This window comes from Stenotrophomonas sp. STEN031 (assembly GCF_056759975.1).
The window spans coordinates 16,609-43,119 of the sequence record NZ_JBRREA010000012.1 but is presented as its reverse complement, the minus strand read 5'-3'; the positions used below and the strand labels follow the sequence as shown (position 1 = coordinate 43,119).

Sequence of the window (26,511 nt, the reverse complement as noted above, 5' to 3'; positions counted from 1 at the left end):
CACTCAGCCCGGTGCGCCGTCCTGCGCCAGCATCTCAATCAGCAAGGCCGCCAATGCCTTGGCCTCCGGATCGGCGGAGGGCCGGTGCAACAACGCAAGCTCGATGCCGTCAATCGTCGGCAAGCCGCTGTCGGCGCCCAGCACCACATGGCCACTGCTGACCGCGCGCGCAGGCAGCAGGCTGATGCCCAACCCATCACAGACCGCGGACTGGATACCGCCGAGGCTGGAGCTGGTGAAACTGATCCGCCAGCGTCGGCCCAGGCCTTCGATCGCGTCGATCATGTCTTCCCGATACATGCCTCGCGGCGGGAATGCCACCAATGGCACCGGCTCAAGCGCATAAGCTGGACTCGAAGCACTGTCCACCCAGCACATCGGCTCAGGCCAGCAGGCCACCGCCTCGCGACTGCCCCGCCGCTGCTTGACCAGGATCAGGTCGAGCTCGCCGCGCTCGTAGCCTTCGGCCAACGCCCGGCTCAGGCCGCTGCTGACCTCCAGCTTGACCCGCGGATGCAGCCGGCTGAACTCGGCCAGCACCCGCGTAGTGCGGCCGGCGGCGAAGTCCTCGGGCACCCCCAGCCGGATCACCGCGGCGGCACCGCTGCCGGACAACACCTCGCCCAGTTGTTCGTTCAAGGACAGCATGCGGCGCGCATAGCCCAGCACGGTCTCACCAATATCGGTCGGCCGCACATCACGCACCCCGCGATCCAGCAGGCGGTGCCCGGCCAGTTCTTCCAGCCGCCGCAGCTTCTGGCTGATGGTGGACTGGGTGGAATGCAGGCGCGCCGCTGCTGCGGTGAAACTGCCGCAATCGGCCACCATCACCAGCGCCCGCAACAGGTCCAGATCGAAATAGGCCCTATTTGTTTTTGGAATGGAATCGACCATTACATTTAATTTTACGATAGCTCTATCCACTTGTAGCATCGCCTGCAGGCTCGGGCAAACACAGCAGCCACGCCGCAGCACATGAACTGGAACAAAGGCAGGCAATGATCGTGAACAACTGGATGGCTGCTCCGGCCTTGGCCGCAACCCTGCTCACTTCCTGCGGCGCCAGCAGTGGCGCGGCCGCAGCGGAACAGCTGCAGCAGGCAGCGGAGAAAGGAGACAGCCGCCGCGTCGAGGCCCTGCTGGGCCAGGGTGCCGACATCGACAACCGCGATGCCGCTGGACGCACCCCTTTGCTGATCGCCGTTCGTGCGAAACAGATCGAAGCCGCCCGGACGCTGATCGACGCAGGCGCCGACGTCAACGCCAAGGACCGGATGCAGGACAGCCCCTATCTCTATGCCGGCGCCAGCGGGCAGAACGACATCCTGCGCATGACCCTGGCCCACGGCGCCGACCTGCGCAGCACCAACCGCTACGGCGGTACCGCCCTGATACCGGCCGCCGAGCGCGGCCACGTCGCCACGGTGCAGTTGCTGATCGAGGCCGGTGTTGACGTCGACCACATCAACAACCTCGGTTGGACCGCCTTGCTGGAGACCGTCATCCTCGGTGATGGCAGTTCGCGCTATGTCGACATCACCCGTTTGCTGATGGCCGCCGGCGCCGACGTCAACCTCGCCGACGCAGAGGGCGTCACCCCGCTGGCGCACGCCCGGCAGCGGGGCCAACACGTGATCGAGGACCTGCTGCGCAAGGCCGGCGCCCACTGAACCCCACCCTGTCATCGCCCCACACGGCAATCGCTTACCACTGGAACCTCCTGATGAAGAACACCCTCGGCCTGCTGCTGACGACACTGGCAGCCAGCATCTCCCCCGCCATCGCCGCGCCCTCCCAGGCCGATGTCGTGATCCGCCACGCGACCGTGATCGATGTCGAGCATGGCCGCGCCGTGCCCGCGCAGACGGTGGCGATCCGCGACGGCAGCATCGTTGCAGTAACCGACGACGCCGGTGCAGGCGCGCAATGGCAGGCCAGCACCACCATCGACGGACGCGGCCGCTACCTGATTCCCGGGCTGTGGGACATGCACGTGCACTTCGGTGGCGGCCCTGCGCTGATCGAGGAGAACAAGGCCCTGCTGCCGCTGTATGTGGCCCATGGCATCACCACCGTGCGCGATGCCTCCGGCGATCTCGCCGAACAGGTGCTGTCCTGGCGCGGGCAGATTGCCAGCGGCCAACTGTTCGGGCCGCAGCTGTTCACCTCCGGCGCCAAGATCGAAGGCCTGGCACCGGTCTGGAAGGGCACGCTTGAAGCCGGTGACAAGGCCGGCGTGGACGCCGCCCTGGACCGCGAGCAACGCGACCAGGTCGACTTCGTGAAGATCACCGACAGCACCCTGAAGCCGGAGCTGTTCCTGTACGCGGTCAGCCAGGCCAAGGCACGCGGCCTGCGCAGCTCGGGCCATGTGCCGATGGCGCTGACCGTGGGCCAGGCCATCGAGGCCGGCATGAGCTCGATCGAGCACCTGGACTACGCCTTCAAGGCCGGGGTCAAAGACGAGGCTGCGATCGCCGCCGATTTCGCCGCCGGCCGCATCGACCGCGCCGAAGCCAACCGCAGGCTGCATGCCGGCTTCGACCGCGCCACGGCGATGGCCGCCTACCGCCGCTTTGCCGAACTCGGCGTCGCGGTAACTCCTACGCTGGACGGCGGCCGCATCATCGACTTCCTCGACGTCGAACCGCGTGACAACGACCCCTACCTCGCTTACATCGGCCCAGGGCTGCGCGATACCTATAAGTGGCGCGTCGAACGTGCTGCCAAGGCCACGCCCGCGCAGATCGAAGCACGTCACGCCCACTACGCCCAGGTGGCCGCCGTACTGCCGATGCTGCAGGAAGCCGGCGTGCGCATCATGGCCGGCACCGATGCAGGCTTTCTGAACTCCTACAACTTCCCCGGCATTGGCCTGCACAACGAACTGGCACTGTATGTGCGCGAAGGGCTGACGCCGCTGCAGGTGCTGCAATCGGCTACCCGCGCCGGCCCAGCATGGTTCGGCAAGCTGGATCGCTACGGTGCTGTCGCCGAAGGCAAGGCTGCGGACCTGGTTTTGCTGGACCGCAACCCGCTGCAGGACATCAGCGCCACCCGCACGATCAACACCGTGGTGATGCGCGGCAAGGTCTATGACCGCGCCGCACTGGACGCGATGCTGGCCCGGACCAAGGCGCAGGTCGCCGAATGGAATGCCAAGGCCAAGCCCTGATCTGCGCACACCGGCATAGACCGGCAAAGCTGATCAAACAGCTCGGTAGCCCGGCTGTTTGTAGGAGCGGCGTAAGCCGCGAAGCAAATGAGTTGTCAGCTGGCATGTATCTCGAGAACTGCAGCAGCGCCAACTTCGCGGCTGACGCTGCTCCTACAAACGAATACCCAACCTGTCTCCCGGATGCGCTGCGCCAACCCGGGCTACCTGCAGGACGCACAGACCTGCATCCTTTTTGTGGGAGCGGCGTAAGCCGCGAGGCAAGCGCATTGTCAGCCAGCACAGACCTCAAACACTCCAACAACACCAGCTTCGCAGCTTACGCCGCTCCTACAATCCAAAGCCCGCAAAAGGCACAATAGGCGGCAGCGGCACACACCGCTCCCCCCTTTGTCTGCCCAGCGCGTCCCGCGCACCTCCATGACGTCCGTTGCCCTGCCAGCGCAGACCGTGCCGACCGCGCGCCTGTCGAGCTTCTACTTCTTCTACTACGCTGCGCTGGGCGCCTTCACGCCGTACTGGAGCCTGTACCTGCAATCGCGCAAGATGAGCGTCACCGCCATCAGCGTGATGATGAGCCTGTGGTACGCCACACGCGTGGTCGCCCCCAGCACCTGGACCTCGCTGGCGGCGGTGTCGCCGCATCCGATCCGCTGGCTGCGAATCGGATGCGTGCTCACCATCGCCTGCTTCGCCGGCTTCCTGGTGCCCGCACCGCCGTGGACGCTGTACGCGGTGATGATCGCGTTCTGTTTCTTCTACAACGCGGTGATGCCGCAGTTCGAATCGATCACACTCACCCACCTGGGCGCGGACAGCCATCGCTACGGCATGATCCGGGTATGGGGTTCGCTGGGCTTCATCATCGTGGTCACCCTGTTCGGCTGGCTGATCGAAAAGCATGGCGCAGGCCGCTTGCCATGGCTGATGCTGCCGCTGTTCGTGCTGATGACCGGCTCGGCCTTCCTCAACCGCTATGCGCGCAATATAGGCGCACGCAGCCAGCACGACGCTGGCTTCTGGAGCATCGTGCGGCAGAAGCCAGTGATGGCCTTCTTCATCGCCGCCTTCCTCGAGCAGCTGTCGTTCGGGCCGTATTACACGTTCTTCTCGCTGTACATGGACCAGCACGGCTACAGCACCTCACTGCTGGGTCTGATGTGGACCGTCGGGGTGGTGTTCGAAGTTGCCGTGTTCTTCCTGATCGCCCGCTTTTTCCGTCGTTGGGATGCCAGCTGGCTGCTGATCATCTCCATGGCCAGCGCTGTACTGCGCTGGTGGGCCACCGCGCTGTGGCCGGAGAACCTGCCGGTGATGCTGGTCGCGCAGACCACCCATTGCCTGGGCTTCGCCGCGTTCTTCGCCTCGGCCATGCAGTTGCTGGCCCGCTATTTCCCGGGCAACCTCAACGGCCACGGCCAGGGCCTGTTCTACGGCTTCTCTTCCGGGCTCGGCGGTGTGCTTGGCGCGCTGATCGCCGGCCAGCTGTGGCGTTTCGGTGATGGCAAGGTCGCCTTCATTGCGGGCGGCTGTTTCGCCCTGCTCGGCACCCTGATCGCCTGGTACTGGCTGCCGCCTTCGCGGCAGGCACGGCGCATGCGCAACTGAACACAGCTGCCCTCGCGGAGTCCTGCTATAACAGCGCAGCACTCACGACACAGGGGGAGTTGTCATGAATCTGCACTATCTGCGATCCATCCCGTTGGCCACCGCCTTGCTTGCCGCACCGGTCATGGCCCACGCCGAGGCAGACCAGACGATCCCCGGGTTCGTCGCCTCTTGCTTCCAGTACCTGGACAAACCCACGGAATTGACCGCCAGGCTGGACAGCGTAGCCCAGCGCCTGGAAGGCAGGTCTGCAGAGAACTTCCTCAAGGGCCGCAAAGGTCGGGCCTGGCTGTTGACGAACGAGGACAAGCTGTACGGCTTTGCCCTCTTCGACCAAGGCATCTGCACGATGACGGCCATCAGTGGCGACCCCGCGACCATCGCCACCGATTTCATTGATTTCGGCAAGATGGCCGAAGAGAGATACAAGGTCGAGTGGGAGCCCGTCACCGGGGAATCCGGCTGGGACGAACACGCCTATACCCTGTTCGACCCCGAGAACCCCACCGACATCTACCTGCATATGGCGCTGAACAACGCAGCCCACGCACATATCCGCGCCATCGTCAGTGTCGGCCGGATTCCAGACAACGAACCCTGATCGGCCCCAAAAACAAAAAGACAGGCCAGAAGCCTGTCTCTTCGTTCCCGCTGGATGATCCCAGGCCCTACCAGACCAGATCGTCCGGCACCTGGTACTGCGGATCGGCGTAGGGATCAGCATCTGCAGGAGCATTCGGGTCGACCTTCAGCGCCACCGCCTGGGCAAAAATCGCCTCGGCCTGCGCCAACAGCTCGGCCGTGACCAGCAGGTAGCGACCGTTCTGCTGCAGCACGCCGAGCTCGCCGGCGTTGAGCGCCTTGAGCTGTTCGGCGTTGACGTAGATACGCTTGATCTTGCCGCCGTACGGGAAGTGACGTGCGATGTCGGCGTTCGGGTCGTTCAGGCCCTTGTCCTTGATCAGCTCATCCAGCTTGGCCCGGGCCTCGCGTCGCAGACGCGCCTCTTCCTGCTTGGCCTGTTCGGCCTGGATGCGTTCGTCCTTCTCCTTCTGCGCACGGATCGCGTAAGCCTTGGCCAGGTCGATATCTTCCTGCGAGCGCGGCTTGCGCGGCCCCTGCTGCGACCTGCCCTGCCCGGGCTTGCCCGGATGCGCAGGCTTGCCGTGCTGGCTCGGCTTGCCCGCATGCGCAGGCTTGTTGCCCGCCTGCGGCCTGCCCTGCGCCGGTTTGCCCTGCGAGCGGCCGTCACGGCGCGCTTCCGGCTTGCGTTCCGGCTTGGGAGCTGGCTTGAAACCCAGCCCGAGCAGCTGGTCGCGAATATTGTCACTCATAGGAAATATCAGTAGTGCGGGGGCGGTGGTTCGTCGGCAGCATCGGCGTACAACGCCGTGCGCACCTTGCCCAGGTCATCAAGTAGGTGGCGCAGCAGATCGGCGTTGCGGGTGCCCTGCATACGGGCATCGGCCAACGCTTCACTCATCTCCGCCAGGGCGTGCTCCTGGAAGGAGACGCGCATCTCCAGCTCAACCAGGCGTGCTTCCAGCGCTTGTTCGCGCTGTTCGGAAGTTGATTCATGCATGTACGGAACGTCCTCGACCAATACCGTAATACGCCAGGCCGGCGGCTTCTATTTCAACCGGGTCGTAGAGGTTACGGCCATCAAATACCACCGCATCACCGAGTGCTTCGCGCATACGCGCGAAGTCGGGGCTGCGGAACTGCTTCCACTCGGTGACCACCACCAGCGCATCGGCATCATGCAATGCTGCAAAGGCTGAATCACAGAACACCAGGTCGTCCCGCTCGCCGAAGATGCGGCGCGCCTCGGCCATGGCTTCCGGATCGAACACCTGCACCCTGGCGCCGGCTTCCCACAACTGCGCCAATACGCGGCGGCTCGGGGCCTCGCGCATATCGTCGGTATTGGGTTTGAAGGCCAGCCCCCAGACAGCGAAGGTCTTGCCGCGCACCCCCTCGTCCTCGCCGCGGTCATAGTGGCGCTGGATCAGCTCGAAAAGATGGCCCTTCTGCGCCGCATTCACGGCTTCCACCGCGTTGAGCAACTGTGGTTGATGACCATGCTGGGCGGCGGTGCGCGCCAAGGCTTGAACGTCCTTCGGGAAACAGGAGCCGCCATAGCCGGCGCCTGGATAGATGAAGTGCCAGCCGATGCGTGGATCAGAGCCTATGCCCTGCCGTACCTGTTCGATGTCGGCGCCTACGCGCTCGGCGATATTGGCAATTTCATTCATGAAACTGATCTTGGTCGCCAGCATCGCATTGGCGGCGTACTTGGTCAGCTCGGCCGAACGCACGTCCATTTCCACGACGCGGTCGCGGTTGCGGTTGAATGGCGCATACAGGCGCCGCAGTACCGTCACCGCATGCGCGCTGCTGGCACCGATGACGATGCGATCCGGGCGCATGCAGTCCGCGACCGCATCGCCTTCCTTCAGGAATTCGGGATTGGAGACCACATCGAAAGCGATCTCCAGGCCACGTGCCGCCAGCTCTTCAGCGATGGCGGCACGAACCTTGTCCGCGGTGCCAACCGGCACCGTCGACTTGTTGACCACCACCGTCGGCCGCGCCAGATGGCGGCCGATGGTGCGAGCAACCGCCAACACGTACTGCAGGTCGGCGCTGCCGTCTTCATCGGGCGGTGTACCTACCGCGATGAAAACCACTTCGCCATGATCGATGGCCTGCGCCGCGTCGGTGGTGAAAGCCAAGCGCCCGGAAGCGTGGTTGGCTTTCACCATCGGCTCAAGGCCAGGCTCGTAGATCGGGATGATCCCGCGCCCCAAGCCTTCGACCTTGGCCTGGTCGATATCGACGCAGACCACATCGTGTCCTACTTCCGCCAGGCAGGTTCCGGTAACGAGACCCACATAGCCGGTGCCGAAAATAGCTACACGCATGGTTGCGCCTACTCCGTGATCAGCCTTACGGCATGATGCCCAGCAATTCGACGTCGAAGCTCAGCGTCGCGTTCGGGCCGATCGGGCCACCCTGGGTGCCGGCTTCGCCGTAGGCCAGTTCGCCCGGAATCCAGAAGCGGTACTTGGAGCCTACCGGCATCAGTGCCACGCCTTCGGTCCAGCCCTTGATGACCTGGTCCAGGCCGAAATCGACCGGCTGGCCGCGCTGGTAGCTGCTGTCGAACACTTCGCCGTTGAGCAGCTTGCCTTCGTAGTTCACACGCACGCGGCTGCTGGCCATCGGGCGCTCGCCGCTGCCGGCGCGCAGCACCTGGTACTGCAGGCCCGAAGCGGTGGTCACCACGCCCGGCTGGGTCTTGTTCTTGGCGAGGAAGGCATTGCCCTCTTCACGGTTGGTCTGCGCTGCCTTGCCGGCCTCGGCCTTCATTTCAGCTTCCTTGGTGGCGCTGAATGCCTGCAGCACGCCCTGTGCCTGCTCGTGGGTCATCAACGGCGTGCCCTTGGCGAACACGGTGCTGACAGCCTGGAACACCGAATCCAGATCGATGTCCTTCTGGATGCGTGCCAGCGACGGACCCACGGCGAAGCTGCCCAGCATCAGGCCGACCTTTTCGCGGTCCACCGACGGCGGCTGGCTGCCCGGCGCCATGCCCGGAACCTGCTGACCCGAACGCACCATCATCAAGGTACGCAGTGCCTGATCGGTCTTCTGAGCTTCTTCCTGCGACAGCAGCGGCTGGCCGCCAGCAAACGCGTTCTCCACGCCACGGCGCAGGGCAGCCACATCCACTTCCGAGGCAATCGGCTCAAACGAGCTGGCCACGTCGATACCGATGGCATAGCCAATCTTTTCACGATCCGAGGTCAAAACAGACTTCTCCTTGGTCGCCGCCGCAGCGGCAGGTTGTTGCGAAAAAACGACCCCGGGGGCCGCCATCGCCAAAATCAGAAGCGACGCAACCGCGCCACGCTTTCCCATCTTCATTCGCTGCATTCCTGGAAGTGAACAAACGCCACCGGCGGCGCGAGGGGCGACATTGTCGCATGCACGCCGCAGATGTCGAGGCGCATCAGCGCTGTGGTGCTGGTGCGGCCAGCGCGCGGTCGATCGCCGCCCGCAGTTCGGGATCATCCGGCTTCACCCGGCTCGGGAACTGTGCCAGCACCTGACCATCGCGGGATATCAGATATTTATGAAAGTTCCATGCTGGCGCCACGCCGCTGATGCGGGTCAGGTCCTGGTAGAGCGGCGTCGTCTCCGGTCCGATTACATGGACCTTCTGGAACATCGGGAATTTCACCCCGTAAGTAAGCGTGCAGAACTCCTGGATCTGCGCCTCACTGCCTGGCTCCTGGCCTTTGAAATCGTTGGACGGAAAGCCCAATACGGCAAAACCACGTGGCGACAGTTCCTGCTGCAATGCCTCCAGCCCCTCGTATTGCGGGGTAAACCCGCACTTGGAAGCGGTGTTGACCACCAGCAATACCTTGCCGCCATACGCGCGATTCAGGTTGATCTCGTCTTTTCCAGCCAACGAACGGTAATTGCGATCCAGCAACGGCCCCGCCAGCGCTTCCAACGCAGCACCGGAACCCGCAATAAAGGCAATTGAAATCAATAAATTACGAATCTTCATCGGAGTCTCCTCGACGCCACGAGCAGGGTTGGAATGGCATAGGCCATCAGTTGGGTCAGAACCAGTTGCATGTCGGCGTGTCGGTGTTATAGTTGCATACAACACCAGCCACCCTACACAGGGCCTCCATGAACACCAAGCACGGCAGACACGCTCTCCACGCACTGATGGTCACAGGCACCTTGCTGTTGCTGGGCTGCTCCAGTTCCCTCGGCAACGGCCTGGCCGATGCCAGGGATTATGCAGCCCAGGTGGGTGGTGATGGGCAGGATGCCGACGAAAGCCCCAAAACGAAACGACCGGCCCGGCGTATGCGGACCAGCCTTTCGATGCCTTATTTTTCTTTCGCACAGCTGAATTCGCGGAGCTGACCCATGAGCGATATCCAGTGGAGCGATGGCGCTCCCATTTACCGCCAGCTGAAGGATCGCGTCATCGCGATGATGCTGGACGGAATCCTGAAGCCGGGCGACGCCCTGCCATCGGTGCGCCAGGTGGCGGCCGAGTACCAATTGAACCCGATCACCGTCTCACGCGCCTACCAGGAGTTGGCCGACGAGAACCTGGTCGAGAAGCGCCGTGGCCTCGGCATGTTCATGACCGAAGAAGCCGCCCAGAAGCTGCGCGGCAACGAGCGCGACCGTTTTCTCAATGACGAATGGCCGGCCGTGCTGGAGCGCATCCAGCGCCTGGGCCTGACCATGAAAGATTTGCTGCCACCGGGGACCACTCTATGAACGCCGCCGTCGAAGCCGTCGTTTCCGCCAAGGGCCTGCGCAAGGCTTACAAGCAGAAGCCAGCGCTGGACAACACAAGTTTCACCATCGAACCGGGTCGCATCGTCGGCCTGATCGGCCCCAACGGTGCCGGCAAGACCACGGCGCTCAAGGCCCTGCTCGGCCTGACCTCGTTCGAAGGCGACCTGCAGGTACTGGGCATGGATCCGCGCAGCCAGCGCGACGAGCTGATGAATGATGTCTGCTTCATTGCCGACGTCGCGGTGCTGCCGCGCTGGCTGCGGGTCAGGGAAGCCATCGACTTCGTCGCCGGCGTGCACCCGCGCTTTGACCGCGCCCGCTGCGAGCGTTTCCTGGCCAATACCAAGCTCAACCCCAAGCAGCGCGTGCGCGAGATGTCCAAGGGCATGGTGGTGCAGCTGCACCTGGCCCTGGTGATGGCCATCGACGCCAGGATCCTGGTGCTGGACGAGCCCACCCTCGGCCTGGACATCATGTACCGCAAGGAGTTCTACCAGCGCCTGCTGGAGGATTACTTCGACGAACAGAAGACCATCATCATCACCACCCACCAGGTGGAAGAGATCGAGCACATCCTGACCGATGTGCTGTTCATCCGTGATGGCTCGATCGTGCTGTCCTCGGACATGGAAGCCCTGGCCGAGCGTTACACCGAGCTGCTGGCCTCGGCTGACACGCTGCAGGCAGCGCGCGCCCTGGCGCCGATCGAAGAACGTTCCCTGCCATTCGGCAAGACCGTGCTGCTGTTTGATGGCGCCAACCGCAACCAACTCGCCGCCATGGGCGAAATCCGCACCCCCGGCCTGGCCGACCTGTTCGTGGCCACCATGAAGGGAACCTACGCATGAACGCCGTTCACAACATCACCCCGCTCGGCAAGTTCAAGTGGCTGCTCAAGCGTGAATACTGGGAAAACCGGGGCGGTTTCGTCTGGGCCCAGGTCATCACCGGCGGCATCGCCATCCTGTTCGCCAGTATCGGCGCGCTGATCGGTGTGTTCGCCGCCCGCAGTTCCGACGGCATCAACCACACCGGCGATGCCAGCGAATACCTCAAGGTCATGGGCGCCTTCGGCGATGGCCTGCTGTTGGCTGGCATCTTCCTGGCATCACTGATCCTGGCCTTCGTGGTGTTCTTCTACGCGCTGGGCAGCCTTTACGACGACCGCCGCGACCGCAGCGTGCTGTTCTGGAAATCGCTGCCGGTGTCCGACACCCAGACCGTCCTGTCCAAAGCGGCCTGGGCCCTGGTATTGGCACCGTTGATCGCGATGGCCATTGGCCTGGCGGTTGGCCTGGTGCTGTGGGTGGTGGCAATGCTGGGCGCCGCGGGCGCCGGCGCCACCAGTCCCTGGGCCATTGCTACCCACTCGCACCCGTTCCGGATCCTTGCGCTGGTCCTGGGCACCCTGCCGATCAGCCTGCTGTGGGCACTGCCAACCGTGGGCTGGCTGATGTTCTGCTCGGCACTGGTGCGTAGCAAGCCGTTCCTGTGGGCGGTGTTGCTGCCGCTGCTGGCCTGCACCATGCTCAGCATCCTCGGCGCCATGCCAGGCGTGAAGCTGCCACTGGGCTGGATCTGGTACACCGTTGCCTATCGTGGACTGCTGAGCGTATTCCCGTCTTCGTGGCTGCCGCGCGGCCTGACCGACACCAACCTCGGTGACAACGACGTGCAGACGCCAGCCGATCTGGTGCAATGGCTGCTGCAGCACCACAGCCTTGGCAAGGTAGTCTCCAACCCGGATATCTGGATTGGCGCGATTGTTGGCATCGCTCTCATCGTCGCCGCCATCTATCTGCGCCGCCGTCGCGACGACATCTGACTTTTGATCGGGAGAATGTACATGCACAAGACGTTTGTACTGGCCGCACTGCTGGCGGCCCCGGGCGCCGCCTTCGCCAGCCAGCCCTGCGCTTTTACCGCACCGCAATCGCTGAACCTGGACCTGGGCGGCAGCAAGACCGTGGTGTTCGAAGTCAACAGCCATGACCTGCGCCTGCAGGCCAGCCCCGGCGCGAAAGCCGCCCTCGGCGGGCGCGCCTGTGCCTCCAGCCAGGCGCTGCTGGAGCAGTTGTCGCTGAGCCAACGCAAGGTCGGCGACAAGCTGGTGGTGACGCTGGAGCGCAAGAGCCAAGGGCTGAACATCAACCTGGGCAACACCTATGCCTATCTGGACCTGACCGGCAGCCTGCCTGACGACATCCTGGTCCAGCTGAAGGTCGGCTCCGGCGATGCCTCGCTGGCCGGCGCGCAAAGCATGAGTGCCGACGTGGGTTCCGGCGATGTCAGTGCACGTGACATCCGGGGCCTGGCCACGGCCGCGGTCGGCTCAGGTGACGTCGAGTTCCACAACATCGGCGCGCTGTACCTGCTGTCGGTCGGATCGGGCGATGCAAAGATCAACGGCGTGCGCGGCGATGCCCGGGTTGGCAGCGTGGGCTCGGGCGACCTTGAACTGCAGGGCGTGCAGGGTGCGGTGCGCATTGAGAGCATTGGCTCCGGCGATGTCGACGTCCGTGACAGCCGCGGCGCGGTGAGCCTGGGTTCGCTGGGCTCTGGCGACCTGGATGTACGCGGCGCCGCCAGCCTCAAGGTGGACCGGCTCGGCAGCGGCTCGGTGAATCATTCCGGCATCAGCGGCGCCGTCGATCTGCCCAAGAAACGCTAATTCCTTCCAATCGCAACGGAACGCACACCATGAAGATCCTCAACGCATCCCTGCTCGCCCTGGCGCTGGCACTCCCGCTGGCCGCCTGCGGCGAGAAGCCGGCCGCCAATGCACCGGCGACCGACACCACCGTTGGCGCCAAGGTCCGCGAAGCCACTGACAAGGCCCGCAAGGAAATGGCCGAAGGCAATATCAGCATCGGCTCCGATGGCGCCAAGGTCGAGCTCACCCCAACCGGCGACCTGCTGATCAACGGCGCATCCATCCCGCTCAATGACAGCCAACGCGCCATCACCCTGCGCTATCGCACACAGATGATCGGCATTGCCGAAGCCGGCATCGACATCGGCGTGCAAGGTGCCAACCTGGGTGCGAAGGCCGCGGGCGAGGCGATCAAGGGCATCTTCTCTGGCAACTCCGAGCAGATCGAAGCACGCATCAATGCCGAAGCGGACAAGATCAAGGCCAGTGCCGCCAAGCTGTGCGACCAGTTGCCGGCGCTTATGGCCACCCAGCAGCAACTGGCTGCGGCGGTGCCCGAGTTCAAGCCGTACGCGAAGATGGACCAGGGCGATATCGACGACTGCCGCGATGGCAATGTCCAGATCCCCTGATCTGCGTTCCTGACCGGTGTCTGGTGGGGGCGGTAGAATGGCCGCCCCCGCCGTTGTTGTGCCGACGCCATGAAAAAACTGTTGTTGCTGATCCTCGTTGCCTTCGCCACCCTGGCGACGGGCTGTGATCGTGAGAAGTACGCCGAGCACCGCAGCGAGCGCAGCAAACCCAAGACCGAGGTAACGCTGGAGCGCATCGCGATCCGTCGCGCACCCTACCCGAATCTGGACATCCTGCCCGACGGCCGCCTGCGCGTGGATGACATCGTCATCCCCTTGAATGCCGAGCAGCAGGCCATGCTGCAGACCAGCTTCGTCAAGCTGCAGATCATGCGCCAGAACACCCTGGTGGACGCCGATCCGTCGCTGGCACAGCAGCGCACGCTACCGCTGCAGATCCCCGAAGGCCAATCGCCATTCCCACCGGACCTGGCCAAGCACATTCCCGAGTTCGAGAAGTACGACGAAGCGCTGGCCAACCTGCGCGCCATACGCTGAGCCCCAGCCGCACCCCAGGCAACTCGACTAACGCCATGTAGTGCCGAGCCATGCTCGGCAGAGGCGTTACCAACGAAGCCTGCAGAAGCGGCATGCGCCGCGAAACTGCCACCACCCGAAAGGCTCAAAAGCCAAGCCCTCCCCAGCCCTCCCCTTCGCTGCGCGAAAGGGAGGGGGTAAAGCTGGGCAATGCCGACCATGTGCCGGCACTGCGTTCCTCAATGATCGTGGATACCGCCCAGCGTCAACGCCGCCGGGTCCAGCAGCCGCTTCAGCTCGGCCTCGGACAAGCCGCTGTCTTCCAGCGCCACGTCCAGCACCGGCCGCTGCTCCTTGTAGGCACGCTTGGCAATCGCCGCCGCCTTCTCGTAACCGATGATCGGGTTCAGGGCCGTCACCAGGATGGGGTTGCGCGCCAGCGCCTCCCGCACCCGCTCCTGCTTGACCACCAGGCCGGCGAACACCTTGTCGGCCAGCAGGTTCATCACATTGGACAGCAACTGGATCGAATCCAGCAGGTTGGCGGCAATCAGCGGCAGCGCCACGTTCAACTGGAAGTTGCCGGTCTGCCCGGCCACGGTGATCGCCGTGTGGTGGCCGATGACCTGCGCGGCCACCATCACGGTGGCTTCCGGAATCACCGGATTGACCTTGCCCGGCATGATCGAGCTGCCCGGCTGCAGCGCCGGCAGCTCCAGCTCGCCCAGACCGGCCAGCGGCCCGGAATTCATCCAGCGCAGGTCATTGGCGATCTTGATCAGGGCCACCGCCAGCGCATTGAGCTGACCTGACAGCTCCACCGCATCGTCCTGCGCGCCCAGGCCTTCGAACTTGTTGGCTGCACTTTCAAACTTGACCCCGGTACTGGCCGACAGCGCCCGCGCGACCTTGCCGCCAAAGCGTGGGTCGGCATTGATGCCGGTGCCGATAGCGGTGCCACCCAGCGGCAGCCGGCGCAGGCGCTTCAAGGCGTCCTCGATGCGCCCTTCGGCCGAGGCCAGCTGGGCCGACCAGGCGCCGAACTCCTGGGCAAAGGTCAGCGGCATGGCATCCATCAGGTGGGTGCGGCCGGTCTTGACGATCTTGCCCAGGCCGCGCGCCCGCTTGTCGATGGTCTTGCGCAGGTGCTTGAGCGCCGGCAGCAGCGATTCCATCGTTTCCAGCTGGGCCGAGACGCGGATGGCAGTAGGAATCACGTCATTGGAGCTCTGCCCCAGATTGACGTGGTCGTTGGGGTGCACCACCGTCTTGCCGGCCTTGCCACTGTGGTTGGCCAGGGTGGCGATGACCTCGTTGGCATTCATGTTGGATGAGGTGCCCGAACCGGTCTGGTACACGTCGATCGGGAAATGCTGGTCATGGGCGCCGATCGCCACCTCGGTGGCCGCGGACTGGATCGCCTTGCCCACGCCCTTCGGCAGCAGGCCCAGGCCGGTGTTGACCTCGGCAGCGGCGCCCTTGATCAAGCCAAGCGCGCGGATGAAGGCGCGCGGCATGCGCTGCCCGGATACCGGGAAGTTCTGCACCGCGCGCTGGGTCTGCGCGCCCCACAGGGCCTCGGCGGGCACCTGCAGTTCGCCCATGCTGTCGTGTTCGGTCCGGAAACCTGCTTTGGAAACCTTGCTCATCATCAACTCCGCACAATCTCATTGTTGGGGAAGGGAAAGCTGCGGCTGGCGGTGGGCAGATTTCCCGGGCTGGCGGCTACGCCCACCATACCCGCCTGCCCGGGCAAACACATCCGCGGCCGATGGGACAGAACGGCCCGGCAACGGCGATGGCCCGGGCAGCGTAGAATATGCGCCCCCGCCACTGCCCAACTGCACGCCGCCATGACGGATACGTCCCGCCAAGAAGCCGCCCTGCTCGCCCTGTCCCCGCTTGATGGCCGTTATGCCGGCAAGGTCGACGCACTGCGCCCGATCTTTTCCGAGTACGGCCTGATCAAGGCCCGCGTCAAGGTCGAGATCGAATGGCTGCTGGCGTTGGGCGCCGAGCCGGGCATCGCCGAGCTGGCTGACTTCTCGGCCAGCGGCAAGGCCAAGCTGCGTGCACTGGCCGACGGTTTCTCGGTCGACAACGCCGCCCGCGTGAAGGAAATCGAGCGCACCACCAACCACGACGTCAAGGCCGTGGAGTACTTCATCAAGGAACAGCTCAAGGACGATGCCGAGCTGGCCCCGGCGCTGGAGTTCGTGCATTTCGCCTGCACCAGCGAGGACATCAACAACCTGTCCTATGGCCTGATGCTGGCCGAAGCCCGCGAAAAGGTGGTCCTGCCGGCCTATGGCGGCATCGCCGCCGCGCTGCGTCAGCTGGCCCATGCCCAGGCCGCGCAGCCGATGCTGTCGCGCACCCACGGCCAGACCGCCTCGCCGACCACCCTTGGCAAGGAAATCGCCAACGTCGTGGCCCGTCTGGAGCGCCAGATCCGCCAGATCGGCGCGGTCGAGCTGACCGGCAAGATCAACGGCGCCGTTGGCAACTACAACGCCCATGTCGTGTCCTACCCGGACGTGGACTGGCCGGCCTTCGCCGAGCGTTTTGTCACCTCGCTGGGCCTTGTGTTCAACCCCTACACCACGCAGATCGAGCCGCACGACAACGTTGCCGAGATCGGCGACGCCGCGCGCCGCGCCAACACCATCCTGATCGACCTGGCCCGCGACATCTGGGGCTACATTTCGCTGGGCTACTTCAAGCAGAAGCTCAAGGAAGGCGAAGTCGGCTCCTCGACCATGCCGCACAAGGTCAACCCGATCGATTTCGAGAACGCCGAGGGCAATTTCGGCATCGCCAATGCGCTGTTCGAGCATTTCAGCGCCAAGCTGCCGATCAGCCGCTGGCAGCGTGACCTGACCGACTCCACCGTGCTGCGCGCCGTGGGCACCGCCTTCGGCCACACCCAGGTGGGCCTGGAGTCGCTGGCCAAGGGCCTGGGCAAGCTGACCGTCAACCCGGAGCGCCTGGACGCCGACCTGGATGCCGCTTGGGAAGTACTGGCCGAAGCCGTACAGACGGTGATGCGCCGCCACGGCCTGCCCAACCCCTATGAGCAGCTCAAGGCCCTGACCCGCGGCCACGGCATCACCGCCGATTCGATGCGCGAGTTCATCGAAACCCTGGAACTGCCGGCCGATGCCAAGCAGCGCCTGCGCGAGCTGACCCCGGGTGGCTATGCCGGCCTGGCTGCGGATCTGGCCAAGGCGATCTGAGCCGCAAACCTGCGGTAATGCGGGATCGGGCAGCGCCCTTCTTCGACCTGTGAGGCGAGAAGGGCCGTCTGCGAAACCGGACAAGGTCCAAAGCTGCCCTCATCCGCCTTCGTGGGGACAGGCTCTTCTCCCGTGAACGGGAGAAGGGAGAAGGCCGGCACTTCGGCAACGCCCCCGGCCACCGCGCCCCCGTAACTCCCACAACTACGGGACCGGAATGGAATCCAGGGCGGAGGCGACGACCCTCCATAGCGCTACTGGCCTGCGCTTGTTCATCAACGCCCCACCCACGTAATGAAACCTTCGCAGCCGCTCTGACAGCATCGGACTGACCCCTCAGCCCGGAAACCGCTGATGAAGCAGCCTGTGCTCTACACCATCCTTGCCAGCGTCCTCAGCCTGACCGCCTGCAACAAACCGGCGCCCGCACCGGCAATAGTCGCGCCGGCGGCCACCCCGGGCCCGGCAGCCAGCACCCTCACCGACCCAGGCGCGGGCGCACTGTGCGACGGCAAGAACCTGCGCATCAGCCACGACAACAGCAGCCAGGTCATCGACGGCGAATGTGGCGATGTCACCGTGACGGCCTCCAATGGCTCGCTGAATGTCAGCAAGGCCCGCTCCATCACCGTGGAAGGCCGCCAGTTCACCGTGCTCAACGAACAGGTCGACACCGTCCGCGTGGTCGGCAGCGACAACGTCCTCAACCTGACCAATGCCCGCCGCATCGACGTCAGCGGCAACAACAACATGATCCTGGTCAACGAGACCGCCGAGGTCAGCTTCAGCGGCACCGGCAATACCGTCAACGCCAGCAGCGAGCCCAGGATCGAGGACAGCGGCACCGGCAACCGGGTCATCTGACCACCCGCCCGGTAGTGCCGAGCCATGCTCGGCAGGGGCTTTCCCAGCAATAGCACCGGTGCCGCTGAAGCATTCCCGACAGTGCCCCTGCGGCGGGAGCCATCGGGCAGACCATTGCCGAGCATGGCTCGGCACTACCTGACGCCCTACCTATTTGATCCAGATCAGTCGCCCACGGTGCGTATTGCCGTCAACAAGGGGACAATAGCCGCCTGCGCGCATCGCGCGCCCCTGTTCGACCTCCGCTGCAAAGGATTTCCCCCATGGCTGCACGCAAGCAAAAGACCTATCCGATCGAAGTCCAGGCCAAGCCCGGGCTGCCGCTGGGCATGAACCCGGCCACCTTCCTGCGCGACTACTGGCAGAAGCGCCCGCTGCTGATCCGCGCTGCCTTCCCGGACTTTGAAACCCCGGTGATGCCCGAAGACCTGGCCGGCCTGGCCTGCGAGGAAGGCGCGCTGGCCCGTATCGTCAGCCATGACCGCGCCACCGACGGCTGGACCCTGCGCACCGGGCCGTTCCAGGAAGAAGATTTCCCCGGCATGCCCGACCACGACTGGACCCTGCTGGTGCAGGACGTGGACAAGTGGGACCCGGAAGTCCGTGCCCTGACCTCGCATTTCAACTTCCTGCCGCGCTGGCGTATGGACGATGTGATGATCAGCTTTGCCGCCACCGGCGGTTCGGTTGGCGCCCATGTCGACCAGTACGACGTGTTCCTGCTGCAGGCCCATGGCCAGCGCCGCTGGCAGATCGACGCCAGCGAGTCGACCAAGGGCAAGCGCCCGTCGCTGGAGTTCCGACCCGACGTCGAGCTGAAGCTGCTGAAGAAGTTCAAGGCCACCCACGACTGGGTGCTGGGCCCGGGCGACATGCTGTACCTGCCGCCGAACGTGCCGCACAACGGCGTTGCCGTGAACCCCTGCCTGACCTTCTCCTTCGGCATGCGTGCACCGTCCTCGGCTGAGCTGATCAGCGACTACCTGGACGATCTGGTCGCTGATGCCGACGAATCGATCCGCTTCCAGGACCCGGACCTGAAGCTGCCGGAAGACCCGAACGAAATCGACGCCGCCGCCATGAAGCGGGTGGTTGCCGCGCTCAATGCGTTGCGCATGAACGATCCGGACCGCCTCGGCAACTGGTTCGGTCGCTTCATCACCACTTACCGTGCCGCCGGCGACATCCTGCCTTCGCAGGCACCGCCGTCGCCGGAAGAGGTCCAGGCCGAGCTGGAAAACGGCGGCGTGCTCGAACGCCATCCCTGGGCCCGCCTGGCCTGGCGCCGCGCCACCCGCGGCGCCTCGCTGTATTGCTCGGGCTTGGCCTTCCAGCTGTCGATCAAGGACGCGCAGGCCCTGGCCGGCGCCGAGCAGATCGATATCGGCCTGTTCAACAAGCTCAGCAACAAGGGCCGTGACGCCTTGATGGAGCTGATCATCGGCGGCCACTACCAGTTGCTGGACGTGGACACCATCGCCGCCATGCTGGCCGAGCAGGACGCACTTGAAGTGCTGGAAGATGCCGAAGAAACAGACTTCGACGAGGACTTCGACGACGAAGACGACGCTCCGGAAGTCGAGATCGAGGTCATCGAGTACAGCGAAGCCGGTGACGGCGAGCCGTCCAGCGCCAGCATCGAGACCGTCATGGTCAACGAGGAAGGTGTCGAAGTCGTGGTGATCTGCGACGACGGCGAAGAAGAGGACGAAGACGACGCGGAAACCCCGTCGGCATGAGTCCAGCTGCGATCTTCCATGTAGAGATCGCCGACTACGCCGTGCAGCAGGCCCTGCTGCACGGCGTGCGTCATACCGTATTTGTCAGCGAGCAGAACGTCCCGGCCGAGCTGGAAATCGACGAACTGGACCCGCTCAGCGACCACGCCCTGGCATTGGACCAACACGGCCAGGCCATCGGCGCTGCTCGCCTGACCCCGGATCAGCGCATCGGCCGCATGGCGGTACTGGCCGCCTGGCGTGGCAAAGGCGTAGGCCAGTCCTTGCTGAATGCGCTACTGGGCGCCGCCCGCAAGCGCGGCTGGGGCGAAATAAGCCTGCACGCTCAACTGCACGCCCGCGACTTCTATGCCTGTAACGGGTTTCTGCCGGAAGGTGCTGAATTTGAAGAAGCCGGCATCGATCACCAGACCATGCGCCGGCGTCTGGACGGAGCAATGCGGGTGCAGGACCCGGATCAGGCCCGGGCGGCGGCAGCAGCGGTGATCCACGCTGCACGCCGTCATCTGTACCTGCAGCTGCGTGGCAATGACGCCCTGCTCGCCCAGCCCCTGGTACTGGACGCCCTGCGCCGGTTTGCCACCGCCCGTCACGATAAGCAGGTACACGTGCTGCTGCACGAAGCCGACCTGCCCGCCCTGTCTGCGGCCTTCATCGCACTGGTGCAGCGCCTGCCCAGTGTGTTCCATCTGCGTGAACCGGTAGACCCGGCGGATTGTCAGGTGGCCTCGGCGGCGATCAGCAACGATCAGGGCGACTGCTACTTTCGTCCAATAGGTGCCCGCGTCGAAGGCGAACTGGCGCTGGACAGCCCCGCCCGCGCCCAGCAGCAGGAGCTGCTGTTCAAGCGCATCTGGGAGCGTTCACGTGATTGCAACGGGCTTCGCGTACTAGGTGTCTGAGCATTGACCGGGGCAGGACAAGCCCCAGTCAGGTATTAATGCGCGGGACAGTGTAGGTGCCCCTTCCTGTCCAGTGAGGGGTATAATTTCGTGGTTAGAACACGCCCGCGCGGGACGCTAGAACAGGTCCGCCGGTTCCCAGAACTACCCCACAAGTGAATCCGACTCTCCATCGTGGACAATCTACTGAAGCAGTTTGCGCAATCATCGCAGCTCGCCGGCGGCAACGCCTCCTATGTCGAGGACCTGTACGAACAGTACCTCGTCTCCCCGGACAGTGTGGACCCCAAGTGGAAGTCCTACTTTGACGGCTTCAAAGGCCGCGAAGCTGGCGATGTGCCGCACTCTGCCGCCATCGCACACATCACCGAAGCCGCAAAGAATGCTGGCAAGGTCGGCGGCAACGCCGGTTCCGGCGACGAGCGCGAGCGCAATGTCGGCCGCCTGATCACCGCTTACCGCTCGCGCGGCCACCTCGGCGCAAATCTTGACCCGCTGGGCCTGACCCCGCCGGTCAATCCGCCGGACCTGGGCCTGCCCTTCCACCACCTCAGCGATGCCGACCTCAACGACGAGTTCAGCACCGGCGGTGTTGGCGGCCAGCCGCGGATGAAGCTGCGCGATCTGGTTGCACGCCTAAAGGCGACGTATACCGGCTCGATCGGCGCCGAATTCATGTATATCGCCGAAGTCGAGCAGCGCCAGTGGCTCTACCAGCGCCTCGAGGCTGCCGGTGGCAACTACAACCTGGATGCCGACACCAAGCGTCGCACGCTGGAGCGCTTGACCGCCGCCGAAGGCCTGGAGCGCTACCTGCACACCAAGTACGTCGGCCAGAAGCGCTTCTCGCTGGAAGGCGGCGACTCGCTGATCCCGATGATGGACACCATCATCCGTGACGCCGGCAAGGAAGGCGTCAAGGACGTGGTGATCGGCATGGCCCACCGCGGCCGCCTGAACGTGCTGGTCAACACCCTGGGCAAGAACCCGCGCAAGCTGTTCGACGAGTTCGAAGGCAAGTTCGAGCACGACGACCGCGCCGTTGCCGGTGACGTGAAGTACCACATGGGCTTCTCGGCCGACGTGGTCAGCGACGGCGGCCCGGTGCACCTGGCACTGGCCTTCAACCCGTCGCACCTGGAAATTGCCGACCCGGTGGTTGCCGGCTCGGTGCGCTCGCGCCAGGAACGCCGCAACGACACCGCACGCAAGCAGGTGATGCCGATCCTGATCCACGGCGACGCGGCATTTGCCGGCCAGGGCGTGGTCATGGAGCTGTTCCAGATGTCGCAGGCCCGCGGTTTCACCGTTGGCGGCACCGTGCACATCGTCATCAACAACCAGGTGGGCTTCACCACCTCCAACCGCGACGACTCGCGCTCGACCCTGTACTGCACCGACATCGCCAAGATGGTCGCCGCACCGGTCCTGCACGTGAACGGCGACGACCCGGAAGCGGTGGTGTTCGCGGCCAAGCTAGCCTATGACTTCCGCCAGCAGTTCCACAAGGACGTCGTGATCGACCTGGTCTGCTACCGCCGCTGGGGCCACAACGAGGCCGACGAGCCGGCGATCACCCAGCCGCTGATGTACCAGGTGATCCGCAAGCACAAGACCACCCGCGAGCTCTACGCAGAGCAGCTGGAAGCCGCAGGCGTGATCGCCGCCGGCGCCGGCAAGGAAATGGTCGACACCTACCGCAACAAGCTGGACTCCGGTGAAGTCACCACCGAGCTGGCCACGGTCGAAAAGACCCCGGCTACCAGCAAGATGTTCGTCAACTGGCCGAAGTACCTGTCCGGCAAGCTGTCCGACCCGGTCAGCACCAAGGTCGAGATGGGCAAGCTGACCCAGCTGGCCACCATGATCAGCACCATTCCGGAAGGCGTGGAAGTGCATTCGCGCGTTGCCAAGGTGTACGACGACCGTCGCAAGATGGCCGCCGGCGAAATCCTCGGCGACTGGGGCTTTGCCGAAAACCTGGCCTACGCAACGCTGCTGGACGAAGGCAACGGCCTGCGCCTGGTCGGCCAGGACGTGGGCCGCGGCACCTTCACCCACCGTCACGCGATCCTGCACGACCAGAAGACCGACAACTACTACCTGCCGCTGCGTCAGCTGGTCGAGTCGCCGGAACAGGCCACCATCATCGATTCGCTGCTCAGCGAAGAAGCCGTGATGGCGTTCGAGTACGGCTTCTCCACCACCGATCCCAACACCCTGTGCATCTGGGAAGGCCAGTTCGGCGACTTCGCCAACGGCGCCCAGGTGGTGATCGACCAGTTCATCGCCTCCGGTGAAGCCAAGTGGGGCCGTATCTCCGGCCTGACCCTGCTGCTGCCGCACGGCTACGAAGGCCAGGGCCCGGAACACAGCTCGGCGCGCCTTGAGCGCTTCCTGCAGCTGTGCGCACTGGAGAACATGCTGGTCTGCGTGCCGTCGACCCCGGCCCAGGCGTTCCACATGCTGCGTCGCCAGATGCGCATGGACACCCGCAAGCCGCTGATCGTCATGTCGCCCAAGTCGCTGCTGCGCCACAAGCTGGCCGTGTCCAGCCTGGACGAAATGGCCAATGGCGAGTTCCAGCACCTGATCGGCGATGCCACCGCGGACGCCAAGAAGGTCAAGCGCGTGGTGGTCTGCTCGGGCAAGGTCTACTACGACCTGCTGGAAGACATGACCAAGCGTGGCCAGGACGACGTGGCACTGGTGCGCGTCGAGCAACTCTACCCGTTCCCGCGCCCGGCGCTGGCCGCCGAGCTGAAGAAGTACGGCAAGGCCACCGACGTCGTGTGGTGCCAGGAAGAGCCGATGAACCAGGGTGCGTGGTACCAGATCAAGCACCACCTGCAGGCATGCGTGGCCGATGGCCAGTCCCTGCACTATGCCGGTCGCCCGCGTTCTCCGTCGCCTGCCGTTGGCCACATGTCCGATCACCTGCGCGAACTCGCACAGCTGCTCGCCGACGCGCTGGTCAACAAGATCGACGACAACTACGCCGAATAAGCCCCCTTTTCCACAAGAAAACGAAACCAGGAAATCAGCCAAATGGCCACCGAAGTCAAAGTACCGGTACTGCCCGAATCCGTCTCCGACGCCACCATCGCCACCTGGCACAAGAAGGCTGGCGAGGCCGTCAAGCGTGATGAGAACCTGCTCGACCTGGAAACCGACAAGGTCGTGTTGGAAGTACCGGCGCCGGTTGATGGCGTGCTGAAGGAAATCAAGTTCCAGGAAGGCGACACCGTCACCTCGAGCCAGATCCTGGCCATCATCGAGGAAGGCGCGGTTGCCGCTGCCGCTCCAGCTGCTGCTGCCGAAGCACCGAAGGCTGCTGCCCCGGCCGCCGCCGCTCCGGCTGCTGCCGCTGCTCCGGCCCCGGCTGCCAAGTCGGCTGCCGATGCCCTGCCCCCGGGCGCCCGCTTCTCGGCCATCACCGAAGGCGTGAACCCGGCTGACGTGTCCGGCACCGGCCGCCACGGCGCCGTGACCAAGGAAGACATCGTCAACTTCGCCCGCAACGGCGGCGTCGGCAAGGCCGGCGGTGCACGTCCGGAAGAACGCGTGCCGATGACCCGCATGCGCAAGCGCATCGCCGAGCGCCTGATGCAGTCGAAGAACTCGACCGCCATGCTGACCACCTTCAACGAAGTCAACCTGTCCAAGGTCTCGGCTGCGCGCAAGGAACTGCAGGAAGAGTTCGTCAAGGCCCACGGCATCAAGCTCGGCTTCATGAGCTTCTTCGTCAAGGCCGCTGCCAACGCACTGCAGCGCTTCCCGCTGGTCAATGCCTCGATCGATGGTGACGACATCATCTATCACGGCTACTCGGACATCTCGATCGCCGTGTCCACCGACAAGGGTCTGGTGACCCCCGTGCTGCGCAACGTCGAGCGCATGTCGTTCGCCGACATCGAGAAGGCCATTGCCGACTACGCCAAGAAGGCCCGTGACGGCAAGCTATCGCTGGAAGAACTGCAGGGCGGCACCTTCACCGTGACCAACGGCGGCACCTTCGGCTCGCTGATGTCGACCCCGATCGTCAACCCGCCGCAGAGCGCCATCCTGGGCATGCACGCCATCAAGGACCGTCCGATCGCCGAGAACGGCCAGGTCGTGATCGCACCGATGATGTACCTGGCCATGTCCTATGACCACCGCATCATCGACGGCAAGGATTCGGTGCAGTTCCTGGTGGACATCAAGAACCAGCTGGAAAACCCGGGCCGCATGCTGTTCGGTCTGTAACAGCTCTGAGCCCCTCTCCCGCCTGCGGGAGAGGGGTTGGGGTGAGGGCCTCGGCCCTCCCGCACCCTCATCCGGCGCTATGCGCCACCTTCTCCCGCAGGGAGAAGGGATTGGTACCAAGGAATCTCAAATGGCTGAACAATTCGACGTCGTCGTCATCGGTGCCGGCCCGGCCGGCTACCACGCCGCCATCCGCGCCGCGCAGCTGGGCCTGAAGACCGCCTGCATCGACGCAGCGCTGGGCAAGGACGGCAAGCCGGCCCTGGGCGGCACCTGCCTGCGCGTGGGCTGCATCCCGTCCAAGGCGCTGCTGGACTCCTCGCGCCAGTACTGGAACATGGGCCACATCTTCGATCAGCACGGCATCAGCTTCAACGACGCCAAGATCGACGTGAGCAAGATGGTCGGCCGCAAGGACGCCATCGTGAAGCAGTTCACCGGCGGCATCGCCCAGTTGTTCAAGGCCAACAAGGTTGCCACCTACTACGGCTTCGGCCAGCTGCAGGCCGGCAACGTGGTCAAGGTCAAGCAGCACGACGGTTCGGAAGTCGAGCTCAAGGGCACCAATGTCATCATCGCCGCCGGTTCGGATTCGATCGAACTGCCGTTCGCCAAGTTTGATGGCAAGCACATCGTCGACAACGTCGGCGCGCTGGACTTCACCGAAGTGCCCAAGCGCCTGGCCGTGATCGGCGCCGGCGTGATCGGCCTGGAACTGGGCAGCGTGTGGAAGCGCCTGGGTTCGGAAGTGGTCATCCTGGAAGCACTGCCGGAGTTCCTGGCTGCCGCCGATGCCGAAGTGGCCAAGGTTGCCGCCAAGGAATTCAAGAAGCAGGGCCTGGACATCCGCCTCAACGCCAAGGTCTCCAAGACCGAGATCAAGGGCGAGGAAGTCATCGTCAGCTACACCGACGCCGAGGGCGAAAAGACCCTGACCGTCGACAAGCTGCTGGTGGCCGTTGGCCGCCGCGCCGCCAGCAAGGGCCTGTTGGCCGAAGGCACCGGCGTGCAGCTCAACGAGCGTGGCCAGATCGTGGTCGACGACCATTGCCACACCGGCGTCGATGGCGTGTGGGCGGTCGGTGACTGCGTGCGCGGCCCGATGCTGGCCCACAAGGGCTTCGAGGAAGGCGTCGCCGTGGCCGAGCTGATCGCTGGCCTGCCGGGCCACGTCAACTTCGACACCATCCCGTGGGTCATCTACACCGAGCCGGAACTGGCATGGGTCGGCAAGACCGAAGCCCAGCTCAAGGCCGAAGGCATCCCGTACAAGGCCGGCAGCTTCCCGTTCGCCGCCAACGGCCGTGCCGTTGCCATGGTGGAGCCGGCTGGCTTCGTCAAGGTGCTGGCACACGCCGAAACCGACCGCGTGCTGGGCATGCACCTGGTCGGCGCCAATGTCTCCGAGCTGGTGCACGAAGGTGTGCTGACCATGGAGTTCAGCGGCTCGTCCGATGACCTGGCCCGCATCTGCCACGCCCACCCGTCGCTGTCCGAGGCAGTGCACGACGCGGCGATGGCAGTGACCAAGCGCGCCATCCACAAGGCCAACTAAGCTCCACGGCCTGTGACCTGAAGGCTCCGCCCCGGCGGAGCCTTCTTGCTTTTGTATTCCCCGGTCTGCCTGCGCATTCATC

At 64.6% G+C, this 26,511-nt stretch carries 25 protein-coding genes; 18 read left to right on the top strand and 7 right to left on the bottom strand.

Annotated features, from left to right (window positions below; translation table 11 throughout):
• Nucleotides 1–3 precede the first annotated feature (3 nt).
• Nucleotides 4–894 (bottom strand): LysR substrate-binding domain-containing protein, encoded by an 891-nt coding sequence (locus tag ACVOLQ_RS07875; RefSeq protein WP_481527622.1) that lies wholly within the window; start codon nucleotides 892–894, stop codon nucleotides 4–6.
• Between the two features lie 104 nt (nucleotides 895–998).
• Here ACVOLQ_RS07875 and ACVOLQ_RS07870 point away from each other — a divergent pair, with 104 nt between their 5' ends.
• The 4 genes from ACVOLQ_RS07870 (at nucleotide 999) to ACVOLQ_RS07855 (ending at nucleotide 5,384) form a co-directional block, all read left to right on the top strand.
• The gene (locus ACVOLQ_RS07870; protein WP_481527621.1) at nucleotides 999–1,670 is read left to right on the top strand and encodes an ankyrin repeat domain-containing protein; all 672 of its coding nucleotides are present in this window, start codon (nucleotides 999–1,001) and stop codon (nucleotides 1,668–1,670) included.
• Between the two features lie 53 nt (nucleotides 1,671–1,723).
• Nucleotides 1,724–3,175: an amidohydrolase family protein gene (locus ACVOLQ_RS07865; protein WP_481527620.1), complete on the top strand. Its 1,452-nt coding sequence runs from the start codon at nucleotides 1,724–1,726 to the stop codon at nucleotides 3,173–3,175.
• Nucleotides 3,176–3,595: 420 nt separating this feature from the next.
• The gene (locus ACVOLQ_RS07860) at nucleotides 3,596–4,783 is read left to right on the top strand and encodes an MFS transporter (protein ID WP_481527619.1); all 1,188 of its coding nucleotides are present in this window, start codon (nucleotides 3,596–3,598) and stop codon (nucleotides 4,781–4,783) included.
• A gap of 64 nt (nucleotides 4,784–4,847) precedes the next feature.
• A complete protein-coding gene (locus tag ACVOLQ_RS07855; protein ID WP_481527618.1) occupies nucleotides 4,848–5,384 on the top strand; it encodes an NMCC_0638 family (lipo)protein in 537 nt (178 codons plus the stop codon).
• A 67-nt stretch (nucleotides 5,385–5,451) separates the two neighbouring features.
• Here the strand turns inward: ACVOLQ_RS07855 and ACVOLQ_RS07850 are convergent, their stop codons facing one another.
• The 5 genes from ACVOLQ_RS07850 to ACVOLQ_RS07830 form a co-directional block, all read right to left on the bottom strand.
• Nucleotides 5,452–6,117, bottom strand: a complete 666-nt coding sequence (locus ACVOLQ_RS07850; RefSeq protein WP_481527617.1) for a DUF2058 domain-containing protein — start codon at nucleotides 6,115–6,117, stop codon at nucleotides 5,452–5,454.
• An 8-nt stretch (nucleotides 6,118–6,125) separates the two neighbouring features.
• A complete protein-coding gene (locus ACVOLQ_RS07845; protein WP_313169923.1) occupies nucleotides 6,126–6,365 on the bottom strand; it encodes a SlyX family protein in 240 nt (79 codons plus the stop codon).
• On the bottom strand, nucleotides 6,358–7,707 hold the full coding sequence (locus ACVOLQ_RS07840) for a UDP-glucose dehydrogenase family protein (RefSeq protein WP_481527616.1): 1,350 nt from the start codon (nucleotides 7,705–7,707) through the stop codon (nucleotides 6,358–6,360). Before ACVOLQ_RS07840 ends, ACVOLQ_RS07845 begins: the two co-directional genes overlap by 8 nt.
• Nucleotides 7,708–7,732: 25 nt before the next feature.
• Nucleotides 7,733–8,713, bottom strand: coding sequence for an FKBP-type peptidyl-prolyl cis-trans isomerase N-terminal domain-containing protein (locus tag ACVOLQ_RS07835; RefSeq protein WP_481527615.1), 981 nt, complete (start codon nucleotides 8,711–8,713; stop codon nucleotides 7,733–7,735).
• An 85-nt stretch (nucleotides 8,714–8,798) separates the two neighbouring features.
• Nucleotides 8,799–9,365 carry a glutathione peroxidase gene (locus ACVOLQ_RS07830; protein ID WP_313169918.1) on the bottom strand — a complete coding sequence of 189 codons (567 nt, stop codon included), beginning with the start codon at nucleotides 9,363–9,365 and terminating at the stop codon, nucleotides 8,799–8,801.
• A gap of 128 nt (nucleotides 9,366–9,493) precedes the next feature.
• On the opposite strand from ACVOLQ_RS07830, the gene ACVOLQ_RS07825 reads away from it, so the two are divergent.
• From ACVOLQ_RS07825 to ACVOLQ_RS07795, 7 genes are all read left to right on the top strand, one after another.
• A complete protein-coding gene (locus tag ACVOLQ_RS07825; RefSeq protein ID WP_313169916.1) occupies nucleotides 9,494–9,736 on the top strand; it encodes a hypothetical protein in 243 nt (80 codons plus the stop codon).
• 3 nt (nucleotides 9,737–9,739) lie between these two features.
• Entirely contained in the window at nucleotides 9,740–10,102 is a 363-nt protein-coding gene (locus tag ACVOLQ_RS07820; protein WP_062166162.1) for a GntR family transcriptional regulator, read from the top strand.
• Nucleotides 10,099–10,971: an ABC transporter ATP-binding protein gene (locus ACVOLQ_RS07815; protein ID WP_481527614.1), complete on the top strand. Its 873-nt coding sequence runs from the start codon at nucleotides 10,099–10,101 to the stop codon at nucleotides 10,969–10,971. Before ACVOLQ_RS07820 ends, ACVOLQ_RS07815 begins: the two co-directional genes overlap by 4 nt.
• Nucleotides 10,968–11,948 (top strand): ABC transporter permease, encoded by a 981-nt coding sequence (locus tag ACVOLQ_RS07810; protein WP_313492987.1) that lies wholly within the window; start codon nucleotides 10,968–10,970, stop codon nucleotides 11,946–11,948. Before ACVOLQ_RS07815 ends, ACVOLQ_RS07810 begins: the two co-directional genes overlap by 4 nt.
• 21 nt (nucleotides 11,949–11,969) lie before the next feature.
• Nucleotides 11,970–12,794, top strand: a complete 825-nt coding sequence (locus tag ACVOLQ_RS07805) for a DUF4097 family beta strand repeat-containing protein (RefSeq protein ID WP_313169910.1) — start codon at nucleotides 11,970–11,972, stop codon at nucleotides 12,792–12,794.
• A gap of 29 nt (nucleotides 12,795–12,823) precedes the next feature.
• Nucleotides 12,824–13,408 carry a DUF2884 family protein gene (locus ACVOLQ_RS07800; RefSeq protein WP_481527613.1) on the top strand — a complete coding sequence of 195 codons (585 nt, stop codon included), beginning with the start codon at nucleotides 12,824–12,826 and terminating at the stop codon, nucleotides 13,406–13,408.
• Nucleotides 13,409–13,477: 69 nt separating this feature from the next.
• On the top strand, nucleotides 13,478–13,906 hold the full coding sequence (locus tag ACVOLQ_RS07795) for a hypothetical protein (protein ID WP_481527612.1): 429 nt from the start codon (nucleotides 13,478–13,480) through the stop codon (nucleotides 13,904–13,906).
• A gap of 218 nt (nucleotides 13,907–14,124) precedes the next feature.
• Here the strand turns inward: ACVOLQ_RS07795 and ACVOLQ_RS07790 are convergent, their stop codons facing one another.
• On the bottom strand, nucleotides 14,125–15,534 hold the full coding sequence (locus tag ACVOLQ_RS07790) for a class II fumarate hydratase (protein WP_481527611.1): 1,410 nt from the start codon (nucleotides 15,532–15,534) through the stop codon (nucleotides 14,125–14,127).
• Between the two features lie 204 nt (nucleotides 15,535–15,738).
• Between ACVOLQ_RS07790 and purB the strand changes: the two genes are divergently transcribed.
• The 7 genes from purB to lpdA all read left to right on the top strand — a co-directional run bounded on the left by purB (nucleotide 15,739) and on the right by lpdA (nucleotide 26,429).
• A complete protein-coding gene (purB, locus tag ACVOLQ_RS07785) occupies nucleotides 15,739–17,121 on the top strand; it encodes an adenylosuccinate lyase (RefSeq protein WP_313169903.1) in 1,383 nt (460 codons plus the stop codon).
• A 354-nt stretch (nucleotides 17,122–17,475) separates the two neighbouring features.
• On the top strand, nucleotides 17,476–17,985 hold the full coding sequence (locus tag ACVOLQ_RS07780; RefSeq protein WP_481527610.1) for a DUF3060 domain-containing protein: 510 nt from the start codon (nucleotides 17,476–17,478) through the stop codon (nucleotides 17,983–17,985).
• Between the two features lie 263 nt (nucleotides 17,986–18,248).
• Nucleotides 18,249–19,724, top strand: a complete 1,476-nt coding sequence (locus ACVOLQ_RS07775) for a ribosomal protein uL16 3-hydroxylase (protein WP_481527609.1) — start codon at nucleotides 18,249–18,251, stop codon at nucleotides 19,722–19,724.
• Nucleotides 19,721–20,626 (top strand): GNAT family N-acetyltransferase, encoded by a 906-nt coding sequence (locus ACVOLQ_RS07770; protein WP_481527608.1) that lies wholly within the window; start codon nucleotides 19,721–19,723, stop codon nucleotides 20,624–20,626. The genes ACVOLQ_RS07775 and ACVOLQ_RS07770 overlap by 4 nt, the downstream gene beginning before the upstream one ends.
• A gap of 174 nt (nucleotides 20,627–20,800) precedes the next feature.
• Entirely contained in the window at nucleotides 20,801–23,632 is a 2,832-nt protein-coding gene (locus tag ACVOLQ_RS07765; protein WP_481527607.1) for a 2-oxoglutarate dehydrogenase E1 component, read from the top strand.
• Between the two features lie 42 nt (nucleotides 23,633–23,674).
• Complete coding sequence (gene sucB, locus ACVOLQ_RS07760) at nucleotides 23,675–24,874, top strand: dihydrolipoyllysine-residue succinyltransferase (protein WP_282272073.1); 1,200 nt, start codon at nucleotides 23,675–23,677, stop codon at nucleotides 24,872–24,874.
• Nucleotides 24,875–25,004: 130 nt separating this feature from the next.
• On the top strand, nucleotides 25,005–26,429 hold the full coding sequence (lpdA, locus tag ACVOLQ_RS07755) for a dihydrolipoyl dehydrogenase (RefSeq protein ID WP_312916695.1): 1,425 nt from the start codon (nucleotides 25,005–25,007) through the stop codon (nucleotides 26,427–26,429).
• The last annotated feature ends 82 nt before the right edge of the window (nucleotides 26,430–26,511 follow it).

Bases quoted from the DNA above. Each gene is read 5' to 3' on its own strand.
- ACVOLQ_RS07840 (WP_481527616.1), bottom strand. From the start codon at position 7,707: ATGCGTGTAGCTATTTTCGGCACCGGCTATGTGGGTCTCGTTACCGGA.
- ACVOLQ_RS07780 (WP_481527610.1), top strand. From the start codon at position 17,476: ATGAAGCAGCCTGTGCTCTACACCATCCTTGCCAGCGTCCTCAGCCTG.
- ACVOLQ_RS07825 (WP_313169916.1), top strand. From the start codon at position 9,494: ATGAACACCAAGCACGGCAGACACGCTCTCCACGCACTGATGGTCACA.
- ACVOLQ_RS07795 (WP_481527612.1), top strand. From the start codon at position 13,478: ATGAAAAAACTGTTGTTGCTGATCCTCGTTGCCTTCGCCACCCTGGCG.
- ACVOLQ_RS07870 (WP_481527621.1), top strand. From the start codon at position 999: ATGATCGTGAACAACTGGATGGCTGCTCCGGCCTTGGCCGCAACCCTG.
- ACVOLQ_RS07845 (WP_313169923.1), bottom strand. From the start codon at position 6,365: ATGCATGAATCAACTTCCGAACAGCGCGAACAAGCGCTGGAAGCACGC.
- ACVOLQ_RS07775 (WP_481527609.1), top strand. From the start codon at position 18,249: ATGGCTGCACGCAAGCAAAAGACCTATCCGATCGAAGTCCAGGCCAAG.
- ACVOLQ_RS07805 (WP_313169910.1), top strand. From the start codon at position 11,970: ATGCACAAGACGTTTGTACTGGCCGCACTGCTGGCGGCCCCGGGCGCC.
- ACVOLQ_RS07860 (WP_481527619.1), top strand. From the start codon at position 3,596: ATGACGTCCGTTGCCCTGCCAGCGCAGACCGTGCCGACCGCGCGCCTG.
- ACVOLQ_RS07875 (WP_481527622.1), bottom strand. From the start codon at position 894: ATGGTCGATTCCATTCCAAAAACAAATAGGGCCTATTTCGATCTGGAC.
- ACVOLQ_RS07835 (WP_481527615.1), bottom strand. From the start codon at position 8,713: ATGAAGATGGGAAAGCGTGGCGCGGTTGCGTCGCTTCTGATTTTGGCG.
- lpdA (WP_312916695.1), top strand. From the start codon at position 25,005: ATGGCTGAACAATTCGACGTCGTCGTCATCGGTGCCGGCCCGGCCGGC.
- sucB (WP_282272073.1), top strand. From the start codon at position 23,675: ATGGCCACCGAAGTCAAAGTACCGGTACTGCCCGAATCCGTCTCCGAC.
- ACVOLQ_RS07770 (WP_481527608.1), top strand. From the start codon at position 19,721: ATGAGTCCAGCTGCGATCTTCCATGTAGAGATCGCCGACTACGCCGTG.
- ACVOLQ_RS07815 (WP_481527614.1), top strand. From the start codon at position 10,099: ATGAACGCCGCCGTCGAAGCCGTCGTTTCCGCCAAGGGCCTGCGCAAG.
- ACVOLQ_RS07820 (WP_062166162.1), top strand. From the start codon at position 9,740: ATGAGCGATATCCAGTGGAGCGATGGCGCTCCCATTTACCGCCAGCTG.
- purB (WP_313169903.1), top strand. From the start codon at position 15,739: ATGACGGATACGTCCCGCCAAGAAGCCGCCCTGCTCGCCCTGTCCCCG.
- ACVOLQ_RS07850 (WP_481527617.1), bottom strand. From the start codon at position 6,117: ATGAGTGACAATATTCGCGACCAGCTGCTCGGGCTGGGTTTCAAGCCA.
- ACVOLQ_RS07810 (WP_313492987.1), top strand. From the start codon at position 10,968: ATGAACGCCGTTCACAACATCACCCCGCTCGGCAAGTTCAAGTGGCTG.
- ACVOLQ_RS07865 (WP_481527620.1), top strand. From the start codon at position 1,724: ATGAAGAACACCCTCGGCCTGCTGCTGACGACACTGGCAGCCAGCATC.
- ACVOLQ_RS07790 (WP_481527611.1), bottom strand. From the start codon at position 15,534: ATGAGCAAGGTTTCCAAAGCAGGTTTCCGGACCGAACACGACAGCATG.
- ACVOLQ_RS07855 (WP_481527618.1), top strand. From the start codon at position 4,848: ATGAATCTGCACTATCTGCGATCCATCCCGTTGGCCACCGCCTTGCTT.
- ACVOLQ_RS07830 (WP_313169918.1), bottom strand. From the start codon at position 9,365: ATGAAGATTCGTAATTTATTGATTTCAATTGCCTTTATTGCGGGTTCC.
- ACVOLQ_RS07800 (WP_481527613.1), top strand. From the start codon at position 12,824: ATGAAGATCCTCAACGCATCCCTGCTCGCCCTGGCGCTGGCACTCCCG.